The 12,606-nt window shown below is 71.9% G+C and carries 14 protein-coding genes; 10 read left to right on the top strand and 4 right to left on the bottom strand.

Annotated features, from left to right (window positions below):
• The first annotated feature begins 247 nt into the window (after nt 1–247).
• From AB0I22_RS38970 to AB0I22_RS38925, 10 genes are all read left to right on the top strand, one after another.
• Nucleotides 248–766, top strand: a complete 519-nt coding sequence (locus AB0I22_RS38970; protein ID WP_363135783.1) for an NUDIX hydrolase — start codon at nt 248–250, stop codon at nt 764–766.
• Nucleotides 767–807: 41 nt separating this feature from the next.
• Nucleotides 808–1,983 (top strand): hypothetical protein, encoded by a 1,176-nt coding sequence (locus AB0I22_RS38965; protein ID WP_363135782.1) that lies wholly within the window; start codon nt 808–810, stop codon nt 1,981–1,983.
• Nucleotides 1,983–2,462 (top strand): hypothetical protein, encoded by a 480-nt coding sequence (locus tag AB0I22_RS38960; RefSeq protein WP_363135781.1) that lies wholly within the window; start codon nt 1,983–1,985, stop codon nt 2,460–2,462. Before AB0I22_RS38965 ends, AB0I22_RS38960 begins: the two co-directional genes overlap by 1 nt.
• Nucleotides 2,459–3,328 carry an endonuclease/exonuclease/phosphatase family protein gene (locus AB0I22_RS38955; RefSeq protein WP_363135780.1) on the top strand — a complete coding sequence of 290 codons (870 nt, stop codon included), beginning with the start codon at nt 2,459–2,461 and terminating at the stop codon, nt 3,326–3,328. The genes AB0I22_RS38960 and AB0I22_RS38955 overlap by 4 nt, the downstream gene beginning before the upstream one ends.
• Nucleotides 3,329–3,342: 14 nt before the next feature.
• Entirely contained in the window at nt 3,343–3,963 is a 621-nt protein-coding gene (locus tag AB0I22_RS38950; protein WP_363135779.1) for a hypothetical protein, read from the top strand.
• Nucleotides 3,964–3,997: 34 nt separating this feature from the next.
• Complete coding sequence (locus AB0I22_RS38945; protein WP_363135778.1) at nt 3,998–4,678, top strand: hypothetical protein; 681 nt, start codon at nt 3,998–4,000, stop codon at nt 4,676–4,678.
• Between the two features lie 145 nt (nt 4,679–4,823).
• Complete coding sequence (locus AB0I22_RS38940) at nt 4,824–4,985, top strand: hypothetical protein (protein WP_363135777.1); 162 nt, start codon at nt 4,824–4,826, stop codon at nt 4,983–4,985.
• Nucleotides 4,982–5,248, top strand: coding sequence for a helix-turn-helix domain-containing protein (locus AB0I22_RS38935; protein ID WP_363135776.1), 267 nt, complete (start codon nt 4,982–4,984; stop codon nt 5,246–5,248). Before AB0I22_RS38940 ends, AB0I22_RS38935 begins: the two co-directional genes overlap by 4 nt.
• Nucleotides 5,245–6,219 carry an endonuclease/exonuclease/phosphatase family protein gene (locus AB0I22_RS38930; RefSeq protein ID WP_363135775.1) on the top strand — a complete coding sequence of 325 codons (975 nt, stop codon included), beginning with the start codon at nt 5,245–5,247 and terminating at the stop codon, nt 6,217–6,219. Before AB0I22_RS38935 ends, AB0I22_RS38930 begins: the two co-directional genes overlap by 4 nt.
• 673 nt (nt 6,220–6,892) lie before the next feature.
• Complete coding sequence (locus AB0I22_RS38925; protein ID WP_363135774.1) at nt 6,893–8,197, top strand: hypothetical protein; 1,305 nt, start codon at nt 6,893–6,895, stop codon at nt 8,195–8,197.
• Nucleotides 8,198–8,498: 301 nt separating this feature from the next.
• Here the strand turns inward: AB0I22_RS38925 and AB0I22_RS38920 are convergent, their stop codons facing one another.
• The 4 genes from AB0I22_RS38920 to AB0I22_RS38905 all read right to left on the bottom strand — a co-directional run.
• A complete protein-coding gene (locus AB0I22_RS38920; protein ID WP_363135773.1) occupies nt 8,499–10,259 on the bottom strand; it encodes a relaxase/mobilization nuclease domain-containing protein in 1,761 nt (586 codons plus the stop codon).
• A complete protein-coding gene (locus tag AB0I22_RS38915) occupies nt 10,256–10,894 on the bottom strand; it encodes a hypothetical protein (RefSeq protein ID WP_363135772.1) in 639 nt (212 codons plus the stop codon). Before AB0I22_RS38915 ends, AB0I22_RS38920 begins: the two co-directional genes overlap by 4 nt.
• Before the next feature lie 80 nt (nt 10,895–10,974).
• On the bottom strand, nt 10,975–11,799 hold the full coding sequence (locus tag AB0I22_RS38910; RefSeq protein WP_363135771.1) for a DUF2637 domain-containing protein: 825 nt from the start codon (nt 11,797–11,799) through the stop codon (nt 10,975–10,977).
• 183 nt (nt 11,800–11,982) lie between these two features.
• The coding region (locus tag AB0I22_RS38905; RefSeq protein WP_363135770.1) for a DUF3631 domain-containing protein at nt 11,983–12,606 on the bottom strand (624 nt) is incomplete at its 5' end.

The following is a 12,606-nucleotide window of genomic DNA, read 5'->3' as shown; positions in this document are numbered from 1 at the left end:
ATCTGCAAAACCTTCGCTCAAGATACGAAGGAACGCCGCATCCGCCGCTGACGCCCTCTTGACCGGCCTGCGGATTCATTGCAAAAGTCCGGGGAGAGCGGGCGGCCAGCCCCGGCCACCCACCGCCCCGCTCGCCGGGGCACATCAACGGCCGCCCCACTTTGTACGGCGGGGGACGGCCGGGCCGTCCGCGCTGTGGGGGCGCGGGCGGCTCCACCTCTCACTCGCCTCGAAGGGACGACCGACCGTGAACGCCAGCCCTGCCAGCACCGACAGCTCCGTCCCCCCTGTCTGCGTTGATCCGGACCTGTACTGGATCGCCGTGCGAGGTCTGCTCGTCAACGAGGCGGGCGCGGTGCTGCTCGTACGCCAGCGGCTGCGCGCGGCGGGCGATGACCGCTGGTGCCGGCTGCCGGGCGGCCGGGTAGAGGACGAGCTGCCCGCGGACGCCGTGGTCCGGCACGTCCGCGAGCAGACCGGGCTGCCCCTCGACCCGAGGGCCGCCAGACTGCGCGCCGTGGACTGGACGCCCGCCGTCGGCAGCACCGCCGCCGGAGCGACCTTCATCTACGCCTTCACCGCCGCGATCCCCTCCGCCTTCACCGTCGTGCTGGCCGACAGCCTCGACCACGCTGTCTGGGCGTCGGCCACGGACCTGGCCCGCCTCTGCGCACCGTCCCACGCAGCGCAGGTCACGGCCGCGCTGGCGGCCGTACGTGACGACACCTGCATCAACCTGCGCGCCGACGGGCCCATATCCCCCTGACCGCCCGTCACGCCACCGCAGCAGTCCCTTCTGGAGCCCCCATGCACAGCACCAGCACCACCAGCCGCATCACCATCACCGTCGCCGACCCGGACACCGCCATCCCCCTCGCGCAGGTGACCGTGGCCGCCGACGACCCGGCCGTCGCCGGGCAGTGCCGCCGCTACGTCGCCCGCCGATGGCACGTGGACCCCGCCCCCCGCCCCCCAGCCGAGGACCAGGTTCCAGTGATCAGCGCCGCCGTGAACCCCGGCGAAGTGCACACCATCGAACAGGCCGTGGTCGATCATCAGCATGAGGAGCTTCGCTACGGAGGTGTCCGCGCGCTGCGCATGCACGACACCGACGGACGGGCCTACGCAGTGCAGATGACCCGCAGCCTGGCCTACCTCGCCGAGCCGGACCGCCGGCACCTGGCCGTCGTCGCCATGCACCGCGACGCGCTCGGGCTGGCCACCGTCCGCCTGGCCCGGGATGCGATCCGCGCCCAGCTCCAGGCCGAGAAGTGGGCGCTGCTGCGCGGCGCCGCCGTCGTCCGCGACGGCAAGGCCCTGCTGATCGCCGGGGCCCCGGGCGTCGGCACGACCACCGCCGTCCTGCACCTGTGCTGCGCGGGCTGGCGCCTGATCAGCGACGGCCGCCTCTTCGCCCGTCCCGCCCCCGGCGGCGGCGTTCACCTGCTGCCCTGGCCCGCCCCGATCGCCGCCGGCCTGCCGACCCTCGACAGCCTCGGTCTCTACGAGCGCGCGCGTCAGGACTACATCGACGTCACCCAGCCCCATCCCGATCAGCCGTATGAGATCAACCGGGCGCTCCGCCAAGGGACTCGCGGCCCGGTGGTGGACTGGCAGGGTCTGGTGCGGCAGGCGATGGTCTTCCCCGCCCAGATCGGCCTGACCACCGCCGCCGGCGGCACGGCGGCCGCCGTCCTCCACCTGCACGCGTCGTCCGGCACGCCGGAACCGGCAGCGGAGACCGACGCCGTACTCGGCGACGCCCCCTTCACCGGCCCGGACCGCTACCCCGACCTGCTGGGACTGACGGCCGGCACCCCGCCGCAGGCCACCGCCGTCCGGGCCGCCCGCGACGCCCTGGCACCGCTCCCGCAGTGCTCGGTGCGTCTGGGGCACCACGACCCGCGGGAGACCGCCCGCGTCCTGGCCCAGACCGCCGACACTCTGATCCTCGGCCGGTCCGTCGCGGCGGGACCCCGGTAATGGCCGAGCCCCGCGTGCCCCGGTGGCTGAGGACGAGCGAATGCCCGCCGCCCGGCATCATCCCCGGCCGCGTCGAGATCTCCTGGATCGACCCCGCTCCCCTTGAAGTCCCCCTGGCCGGATCGACGTTCTGGTGCGAGAGGCGCCGCAAAGTCGCGCAGCCCGACGCTCGCCCCGCCTTCGGCGAGCAGCACTATGCGGACAACGCGTCCCGGGCCCTGGCATGGCTGCGCGCCGAACTCGGCGAAGCCACCCACGACTGGCCGCCCGCACAAGCAGCCTTGGTCCTGGTCTGGTTCCGCGACCACCAGTGCATCGAGGGCTACTACAACAGCCTCGGCCGTCTGTACCTGACCTTCGAGGTCAGCATCACCGCCCGCGGCTACACCACCACATGGGCGATCAGCCGCAGCCGCAGACCCCGCCACATGCGCCGGGCACCCGCACCGCCCCACATACCCGAAGGACAAGCCGCATGACGACGCTCCTGCGCGCCGCCGCCTACAACCTCCTCGACGGCGGCCAGGCCCGGCCGACCAGGGGCCTGGCCCCTCGGCTGCCCGACCAGCTCTCCCTGCTCCGGGCCCTGGACCTGGACGTCCTATGCCTCCAGGAAGGCAAGAACTGGCACCGCGACAAGCTCCGCACCGTGTACGCCGTCGCCGAGAAACTGCGCATGCAGCCTCTGTTCGCGCCCTCGGCCAGCCACGGCTGCCATCTCGCGATCCTCTACCGGTGGCCGCGCGTGCAGTGCCTCGCGTTCGAACCGGATATCGCGTGCGGAACCTTCCACCACACCGCCGCCCTCGCCCAGTTCACCGTCGAAGGCTGCGCCCAGCCGATCGACATGATCAACACGCACTTGTCTCCCTTCACCCCTGCCGTCCGGCGCGACGAGGTGGGCTGGCTCACCGAATACGCCAAGCCCGGCCGGTACACGATGCTGCACGGCGACCTCAACGCCGGCGAGCCGGTCGCGACAACGCCGGACCACCTGACCGCCTGCATCCCCGCCGACGAGCACTCCCGCCACCTCGTCCAGGGGCCGGACGGCGCCTGGACCGACGAAGTCGACTTGCGGGCCCTGCACGCCCTGCTCGGCGCGGGCTTCGTCGACCCTCCGGCCGCGCTCGGCCTGCCCACCCCCCGCACCGCGGGCTACTGGACAAACGCCATGACCGGCCAGACCGGCAAGCACCTGTGGGATCACCGCTCCGACTACACCCTCCTCTCCCCGTCCCTGGCCCCCGCCCTGCTCGCCAGCGAAGTCATCGACACCCCGGCCGCCCGCCTCCTGTCCGACCACCTCCCGGTCACCGTCACCCTCGACCTCGACCACGCCTGAAAGAAGCGCGCCCGATGCCCCGCCCCACCCTGCCCTCCACCCCCGCCGACCGCCGCATCCTCACCGCCCCGCAGTACGAGGTCCGGCCCGCACGCGCCGACGACCGCACAGCGGTCACCGAGCTCATCGACACCCGCCTCGACACCCTCGGCCGACCGACCGCCATCGACCTCAAGGTCAGCCGCTCCGCCCTCCTCAACTGCCTGTGGGAGGAAGTGGCCGACGAACCGCTGGTGTGGCTGCTGTGCGAGGACACCGAGATCGTGGGCGCCGCGGCCGTCCTGCCCGGCGCCCCGAGCTGGGCCTGGGGCCCGATCCAGCACGACGCGCCGCGCAGCCGCTACATCGCCGCCCTCTTCACCCACCCCACCCCCGACGTGGCCCTCGCCCGGCTCCTGACCCAGTTCCTCCTCGACCGCGCCGCGCGCCAGCCCGCCGAGGACGACCGCGTGCACTGGCTGCGCGCCACCACCTCCTCGAACCGGGTCATGCACTACGCCTGCGCCGAACTCGGCTTCTCCGTATCCGACGGCGTGCGGCGGGGCGGCCGCCACATCTACCTCCTCCAGCACGCCGTCCGCGAAGTACCCAATCTCGACCGGTACGTCTACGTCAGCGCGCCCCACGTCGCCTGATCCGCCGCCGGCATGCGATCAGCGAAGGACCCTCATGGACTCGCAGTCATCACCTTCGGCCGATCAGGTTGTCCCGTACATCACCACCCGGGTCGGGGAGGAGAGCGGGGCCCGCTCGATGCTCCGGATTGACCCGGTCGAGGGGCTGTACTACGCCGATGAAGGCCCGTTCGACCGGGACCCCAGCGGCGCGCTCTGGGCACGCCGCTCGCACAACCCCCGCGACAACGCAGGCCAGCCGACCGGCGTGCCGCTCTACAAGAAGGTTCACCCGTCCCGGCAGCGGGAGTGCATGTACGGCCTGCGCTGCCAGATCTGCTGCCGACAGTCCGCGAGCCGCACCCAGGACGGCTACCTGTTCCTGCTGGAGCTGCCCGACGGCGGTACGGAGGCAGGGTGGCCCGAAGGGGAGCTGACACCCCATCCGCCGCTCTGCCTCCCGCACTCCAAGGTCTCCGTCGGCCGGTGCCCGCCCCTGCGGCGGGGCCACATCGCGGTGCGCGTAAAGCTGCCCCGTCTCTACGGAATCTGGGGCCTGCCCCTCACCACGGGCCGGAACGGAAGGCCGGACGTCGCCCCCGACGACGGGCGTGCCATCGCCTACCGGGACCCCCGCATCCGCTGGTACCTCGCCGCCCAGCTCGTACGGCGCCTGTGCGGCGTCACCGTCATCGACCTGGAGACGGAGCTGTCCGCCGCGGAGCTGGGCCGGTGACCGCCCCGCCGCCGGCCGGCCTCCCGCGATTACGCACCGCTCCGAGCACGCGCCCGGCACCGGAACGGCCCTGGGCACGCGGCCCGCCGCACGAGCCCGCACCCGAACCCGATCACCAGCCCCCGAGAAACGAGGATCACCGCACGTGGGCAACAACAACAAGAAAGACACCGTCTCCGCGGCCAAGAACAAGATCAAGGCGGACCGCAGCAGCACCAAGAAGGACGCCAAGCGGAACCAGGGAGCCCTGGCCGACCGGGAAGTGCGCCTGCGCACCCCCAAGAACGACAACGGCAGGGCCCAGTGACCGCGGAAGAGAACGTCGCGCCGGACGAGGACCAGGGCCTGCCGTCCATCCCGCCCCGCAAACGGCTGACCGGCACGGCGAAGGAGGAATTCGACCGAGCCACAGCCGCCGACTACACGGTCAAGAAGGCCAGCATCCGGGACATCGCCTCGAAGACTGGCCGCTCGTTCGGGGCGGTCCACCGGTCCCTGACACGGCAGAAAGTCGTCTTCCGCCCGCGCGGCGGCGCGCACCGCTCAGCCACCGAGGGAGAGGCCCAGTGAACCGTCGCTCCACCTCCACGGTGCCGCCCGTGCCCGAGCACATCGCCATCGTCTCCAGCAACGTCGAAGGCAACGGACAAGGCGACGCACGCCTGCGGGCCGCCGCCCACCGCTCGTGGGACCGGGCCGGCGCGCATCTCGTCTTCCAGCAGGAGCTGCCCGACGGTGAGGCCGACGGCAAAAGGGTGATGTACGACGCCAACGTCCGGCTCACGATGCAGCACGTGCTCGGCCCGGAAAGCTACACCGCCCTCTTCTGGGACCCGGAAGTCTTCACCTGCCTGCGGGAATGGGACCACGGACGCCGCGCCTGGACGGCGCCGCCCGCCGCGGCCACCCTGCACCTGGCCGGCACCGGCCCCACCGCCCTGCCCCTCCTCGGAGCATCCGTCCACCTGAGCTACGACTCCTCCGCACAGCGGGAAATCGAAGCCGGATGGACGACCGGCTACGCCGACAAAACGCACATGATCACCGGCCGCCCGCACACCATGCCCGCGATCATCGGCATCGACCGGAACAGCTACCGCGCGGGCGATCCGAACACCCCCCGCCTGGAGGAGATCCCGAACCTCCCGCACCGCAGCCGGCCGGGACCCGACGGCACCCGGATCATGGACACCGTGCCCGACGAGACCCTGCACCTCGCGGGCCTGACCGACGCCGTCGGCCACCTGGCCGCCGACCGGGACGTCAGCAAACTGACGACCATGGCGGCCTCCGCCTCCCACGGCCCGGCCACCACCGTCGACGCCGTCTACGCCGACCACCGGCTCCTGCCCGCCCTCGTAGACGCCGAGACCATCGACATGCGCGGCATCAGCGACCACGACGCGGTCCTCACCCGCTGGCACTGGGCCACCCTCGCCGAACTCCTCAGCGACCTCCCCCTCTGGGCCACCCCCGAGTACGAGATGTCGCCCCTCTCCTTCGGCCACCGAGGCGAGTTCTTGCTGCCGCCCGCAGCCTGAGAGCTGCCGCTCGGCGCACCGGCGGCACCACCCCGGCGCATCGAGCGGCGACCAGCCGGCCGGTGCGAGGAGAAACGCTTCCCCGCCCGGCCCCGCTCGGAACGATCCTTGCTCGAACGGGAGAATCGGCCGGAGCACGCGTGCAGTTCCACGAGGCCATGGAAGTACACGGCCTCCACATGTCGGCGATTCAGGGCTCCCTCTTCGGGCGGTCAGGGCTCTAGGTTGGCCGTCTATAGTCCGCGAACCCACTGACGTCCAACTCTCGGTCCCCTTTCGTCTCGGGTGGGTGGATCAGCCCTGCGAAGACGCCATCCGCAGGAGTTGTTCGTGAGGCTGGCGAGGGCCGAGCCCGCCCATACCGCACCGTCGGCGGGCACGGCGGGCAGTACGGAGTAGGCCAGCATCTGCCGCGCGGATACGAGCTTGCCGGTCGTTCCAGATTGGCTTCTTACGGACGCGCCCGGAGTCCTCCTCGCGGATAGAGTCGCCCGCTGAGCGGTATCCAGCGTGACGTCGGCCGCTGCTCTGCGCGTTGCTCGGCCTGACCTCGCTCAGGCCAGGAGGAGATGTCATGGTGCACCGGTCGCCCTTCCTCACATCGTTGCAAAAGCTGAGGCCGAGACCACCGCGGAGCCGGCCTGACGCGCCACTGGCGACCGGAGGGCGCCTGATGAAGGTCCGCCGCAAGCAGCGCCGGAGGGCCGTCGTGCTGGGGGCCGTGCTCGTGCTGACGGGTTCGACCATCACGGCGGCCGCGGGCGGGGAACAGCCCGCGGCCAACCCTCCCGAGCCCGTGCCGCGCGACGTCCCGGGCGCGTCCGGGACGCAGCTCCCCAAGGGGCCGGCGCCCGGGGGTTTCGTCTCCTGGCCCGACCTGTTCGGTATGCAGCAGCGCCTCAACACCAAGGCCACGAAGATCCTCGCGGCCACACGTGCCGCGCACCAGGACAACCCGGTCGGCATCGTCGCCGCCCCGGAAAACCGCGAACTGCGCGTCTACTGGCACGGCACCGTGCCCGACAGCATGCGGCACCGGCTGCGCAGCCGTGCCGGCGAGGTGCCGGTGAAGGTTCTTCCCGCGCGGTTCAGCACGGCCTCACTGAGGACCGCGGTCGCCGCTCTCACCGCCTCGGGGGCTACGAGCATGGCCGCGCCCCAGCCCGATGGAAGCGGCGTCGTCGTGCGCTGGGCGCCCGGCGCACGGGAGCGCAGCCGCACCGCCGACGGGGTCCCGGTGTCCCTTGCGCCGGGGGCGAGTCCGCGCGGCTCCCAGGCCGTTCCCTTGACAGGCAGGTGCAACGACGGGGCCGGCCGCTGCCGCGAGGACGACATCCCGCCGTACTACGCGGGCGCCCGCATCTCGAACTGCAGCGTCGGCTGGCCCCTGCGCCTGGCCAACAACGTCGCCGCACTGCTCACCGCCGGCCACTGCGGCGCCGGCGGCTCCATCGCCTATGACGGCGGCGGCGATGTGATGGGCGGGTACGGCAACCACAGCGGCGGCTCGGACCACGCGACCATCGGGGCGACGGGGGCCGGCCGGATGTGGGACGGGACCTGGCAGAACTCCACCTTCACCAAGCCCATCGACAGATGGGGCGGCACGTTCACCGGCAACCACATCTGCACCTCCGGCTCACGCTCAGGAGCGCTGTGCGGGTTCACCATCAACTACGTCGACCCCGCCGATTCGTCGGGGATGCCGGGTGCCAACGCGTACGCGTCCGAAGCCACCGCCCAATACGGCCCCGGCCAGGGGGACAGCGGCGGGCCGGTCTTCAGCCTCACGGGGGACGGCTCGCGGGTGATCGCCCTGGGCACGGTGAGCGCCGGGTCCACCGACACCCGCGTGCCCTGCCGGGGAGAGAACTGGCCCGGCCGGAAGTGCTACTGGAACTTCAGCTTCAGCCGCGTCGACTACGCGCTCACCAACCTCTTCTCACCCGTCTACGGCGCCCGCGTCGTCACCGGCTGAGCTTGACTCTGTCGGCGATCTTGGATTTCCCCGGCGGGGCAGCATGATCAGCGGACATGCTCGGGCTGTTCCGTAAGGCCGATGCCGATGCCGAGGTGTCCGTTGTCGATCCGTCCCCGTTCCGGTGAGCAGGTTCTGTCTCTGACCGCGCAGGTCGCGCGGGCGAGCAACCCGGGCGGCACGACGGCGATATGGGTACGGGACCGCCTTGACGGGCTGTGGGGCGATGAGGATTTCGCCGACTGGTACCCGCGGTACGGGCGCCCGGGCGTCGGGCCGTGTGAGGTGCTCTTGTTCTCTCTCAGCGACCCAGCAGCTTCTGCTGCGTTTCCTGACAGTCAGCGGGTTCGGCGGCGGACTTCCTGCTGATTCGGGGCCTTGGCTGCCCTCCGTGCCGTGGCGGGTAGGGGGTGCCGGTGGCCGAAACCGCGGCGGCGTCGGCGGGGAGGTTGGCGAGGCGGCGTATTCGCCAGACCAGTACGTCGCTGACCGATTCCGCGCTGTCCAGTTCCCGTCGCCGGGTGGCTTCGGTGAGTAGTGCGGTGGGTTCGTGTCCGGCCCGTTGGGCGTCGGTGAGGGTGGTGGCGAGTGCGTACCAGCCGGGTTCGGCCAGTACTCGCTCCGCCAGGTGGGGCACCGCTTCTCGTACGGCGGCAGCCTGCTGTACGTGCAGGTGGCGCGTGAGCCGGCGGCCCCGCTGGTGGAGAGCGCCCAGCGAGGGGCCGGCCGCGTTCTGGTAGGCGGCGCGGAGGTGGTCGGCGGCTTGACTGGCGGCGGCGGCCTGCTGGGCGTGGTGGCGTTGGGCGTGCCAGTTGGCGGCGGCGAGGGCCAGGAAGAACAGCATGTCGATCACCATCGCCGTCGTCGCGCCGTCCTCTCCGCGCCCCAGCGCTGGGCCGCCGTGGACGAGATCGCGGGCGGCCCGGCGCAGGGCGCGAGTGTGGTGGTGTTCGGCGCGGATGTGGGAGCGGGAGGCTCGCTCGAAGGTGGCGGCGGCCTCGCGCAGTTCCTGGCGGGTGTGGGCGGCGGAGGTGGTGGCCAGCGCGTCGAGGACCTCACTCGCCGCCGCGAGCTGTCCGGCGACGTCGCCGTCCTCGCCCTGGTCGATGACGAGCACCGCCGACCAGGCCGCCTCAGCTGCGGCTCGTCGCGCCGAGGACGGGTTGAGCGAGGGTCGCATGCCCGTCCGGCCCTCGTGGCCTGCGCCCGATCGTGGCCCCAGGTCGGCCGTGGTGAAGCGTTGGCGGATACGAGGGAGGGAGAGGTCCGGGGCGAGTTTCGAGCCGGAGTAGAAGACGGGTTCGCTGTGCTGGTTGCGGTCCTCCGGCAGGGCGACGGTGTATCCGAGGAGGTCGCCCGAGGGGGCGGCGCGTCGGCGGATGAGCAGGCCCGCTCCGGCGAGGCGGTCGAAGAACTCCGCCTCGTTCTCGGCTCCGGCCACCGCACGGCGGACGGTCTCGCGCAGTTCCTCGCGCGCGGTGCGTTCGCGGTTCGTACGGTCGGCTTTGTGCCGCTCGGCTGTGGTGGGGCGGTGGGCGGCGGTGCCGTCGCCGGCGTTGAGGCGGGTCAGGCCCAGGTCGGTCTCGATGAGGCGGCATGCGGCCTGGGCGCGTTTGCCGGAGCGGTAGTCGTCCGGACGCCTGCCGTCTTCGCGGACCAGGGTGGCGATGATGTGGATGTGGTCGTCGGCGTGGCGGACGGCGGCCCAGCGGCACCCGGCGTCGCCGCCGCCGGGGTCGATGCCGGTGGCGGCGACCAGGCGGCGGGCGATGCCGGCCCATTCGTCGTCGGTGAGGGTGCGGTCGCCGGGGGCGGCGCGTACGGAGCAGTGCCAGACGTGCCGCCGGGGCCGCTGGTGCGGGGCAAGCGCCTGGACGGGTTGGTCGAGGAGGAGCTGGAGGTCTTTGAGAGTGGCGGCGGTGTCGCGTCCGGGGTCGGGGGAGAAGTCGTCGAAGGAGGCGACGAGGTGGGGGTCGGTGTGCTCTTCGTGTTTTCCGGGGCCGTAGAGGTAGGCGAGCAGGCCGATGGTGCGGCTACCCGGCGTGTTGATCTTGGGGATCACGGCCGGGGTGTCGTCCGCTGGCCGAGGAGGTGGGCGGCGGCCTGCTGGACACGGTCGGCAGAGTGTCGTACGGCGGTGATGGCGTCGGTGATCTGGGGTGCGTCGCCGCCGGAGTTGAGGACCTTGACCGCCTGGTTGAGATTGCTGCCGGCCCAGCCGAGCTGGCGGCGGGCGGCGAAGAGTTCGGTGATCACTTCACGCTCGTCGGCGACCTGGGCTGCGGTGCGCTCAAGGTCGCGGGCGGCGTTCAGCGCGGACCGCGCGAGGAATCCGGCGATGGACAGGCCGCACTGTGCGGCGCCGGCTTGGACGAGGGGAAACTCGTCGTCGTTGAAACGCGCGCTGAGCTGGTGCAGGCGCTTCTTCGCGCGGGTTTGACGAGGGCGCTGACGGGCGCGGCGGGCGGCTTCCGGGCGACTCGTCTTACGCGTACGGCTGGCTTCCTCGTCAGGCTTCGGTCCGCCCTCGGCCGATGCCTTCCGGACCGGTGCCCCCTGGCTCCGGTCCTCTCCCGCCGCTCCTGGGGCGGGGTCGGCGGAAGCTATGCTTCCGCCCCAACTTGCTCCGCCTGGGGCCGGGGTGGCGGTCGACTCCTGCGACGAGGTGAGTTCGGGCTGGTCCTTGGGGTCGTGCATGTGTACTCCGGTGAGCGCTGGTGGGGTGGGGCCCGCCCCTCTCGTGATGAGAGGCGGGCAGGGCGACAGAGGCTGCGGGTTCAGCCAGTACTTGCGGAGCCTTCGTCGAGTTCGGCCTGCAGAAGGTTCTTGGCTTCGTCCAAGCGGCTGCGGGAGATGCCGAACCCCTTGTCCCGGATCGCCTTTTCGATGTTGCGGCGCGAGACGCGCCCGGCCCGGCCGAGGGGAGCTGTGCGGCCGATGTTGATGGCCTGCTCCAGGGAAAGGCTCGGCTGGTTGCCTCCGGGCCTGCCGTGCTGGTTCACGGTGTCCGCCACGTGCTTGGCGGCCGGTTCGGCCACGGCGTTGGCGTCCGTAGAAGGTGGCGGTGTTGTGGCGCTGGCCTTGTTCCCCCGAGCTGGTGTGTGGCTGCTGCTGACGCTGTGGCCCTCATTGTTGTGGCGGTCGGGGGTGGTCGGGCGCCGGGCTACGAGCAGGTAGAAGTGGACGGCTCCGGCCAGGGCGAGGGGAGCGATGGCGGAGATGACGCCAACGGTGATGTCGTCGAGGGCGAGTCCTGTGTGGCGGGCCTGCTCGTTGAGGCGGATGGCGTGCAGGACGTTGGCCCAGATGCTGGTAGCGGTGGCGATGCCGACCAGCGCCGAGACGTAGAGGCGGGCGGACAGCGGCGCGGTCCGCAGGACGAGCAGGGCGCCGATCCCGATGGCGATGAACCCGTCGATGACGAGCGGGAAGGCGTAGGTGAGCACCGGGTGGATGTGGCTGGCGGCGGCCATCTGGCGCAGGGCGTCGTAGGAGAGCGCGAAGGCCGCCACGGCCAGCAGCGCCACACCCGTGCGGATCGCGGCAGCCAGCATCGCCGGGGAAGCGGAGAGTGTGGCGGGGGCGGTGTGCGGCGAAGGCAAGCGTGGTGCTCCAGGATGCAGGGGGCTGTTGTGGCCGTGGTCCGGGGGACCCGTCGCGACTCGTCGCATGGCTGGTCAGACCAGGTACGTGTGGGGCGGTGATGTCGGGTCGACTCGTCACCGGCCCTCGACTCGTCCCTGCGCTGACCTGCGCGGGGACGAGTCGCGACGGGTCGTGCCGGGTCAGGTTCCGGTTGTGGAATCCGGCTCGGGAAGCTCGGACTCGGGGCAGTAGCGCGCCCAGGAGTCGGCGAACTGCTGGCGGGTGAAGCCCTTGGCCTGGACGTTGCCGTGGAAGCGGCGGGTGGCCGAGCTGATGCCGTACTCCTTGAGCAGGATCTGCAGGCCGCGAGGGGTGAGGCCGTTGGCGGTGTGCTCCGGCCAGGGCGTCTCGTCGTCCTGGTTGAGGATGTCGAGGAGGCGGCTGGTGCGGAGTGCCGACGGGTTGCCTTCGGTGGTGAAGGCGCGGCGGATGTCGGCCAGGAGGCGAATGCCCAGGCTGCTGCTGTCCTGGTCCTGCTCGGCCTCGTACGCGGTCATGACCCGGCAGGCGGTACGGGCGAGGTCGGGCCACCGGCCGCCAGCGAGGTCGGCGACGGCCACCAGCGGCTGCCAGGTGTCCGCCGCGCGGTCCTGGACCGGCATGACCGGGGTCAGCTCCATCGCGTCGGCGTGGAGCGGGGCCAGCCAGGCGGCGAACCGGTCACGCAGGGCGTGGAGGGCCGGGGTGTCGCGGAAGGTGCGGAACTCCGCCACCTTCTCGCCCGGCCTGCGGCGGCGCATCCGGATGACGATGGACCGGTCCAT

Source organism: Streptomyces sp. NPDC050610, assembly GCF_040654875.1.
In the GTDB taxonomy this organism is placed as follows: Bacteria; Actinomycetota; Actinomycetes; order Streptomycetales; family Streptomycetaceae; genus Streptomyces.
This window is presented reverse-complemented; position numbering and strand designations above follow the sequence as displayed.

What these genes read in the sequence shown, in the direction of transcription:
- AB0I22_RS38965 (WP_363135782.1), top strand. Translation starts at nt 808, where the DNA reads ATGCACAGCACCAGCACCACCAGCCGCATCACCATCACCGTCGCCGAC.
- AB0I22_RS38960 (WP_363135781.1), top strand. Translation starts at nt 1,983, where the DNA reads ATGGCCGAGCCCCGCGTGCCCCGGTGGCTGAGGACGAGCGAATGCCCG.
- AB0I22_RS38955 (WP_363135780.1), top strand. Translation starts at nt 2,459, where the DNA reads ATGACGACGCTCCTGCGCGCCGCCGCCTACAACCTCCTCGACGGCGGC.
- AB0I22_RS38950 (WP_363135779.1), top strand. Translation starts at nt 3,343, where the DNA reads ATGCCCCGCCCCACCCTGCCCTCCACCCCCGCCGACCGCCGCATCCTC.
- AB0I22_RS38945 (WP_363135778.1), top strand. Translation starts at nt 3,998, where the DNA reads ATGGACTCGCAGTCATCACCTTCGGCCGATCAGGTTGTCCCGTACATC.
- AB0I22_RS38925 (WP_363135774.1), top strand. Translation starts at nt 6,893, where the DNA reads ATGAAGGTCCGCCGCAAGCAGCGCCGGAGGGCCGTCGTGCTGGGGGCC.
- AB0I22_RS38915 (WP_363135772.1), bottom strand. Translation starts at nt 10,894, where the DNA reads ATGCACGACCCCAAGGACCAGCCCGAACTCACCTCGTCGCAGGAGTCG.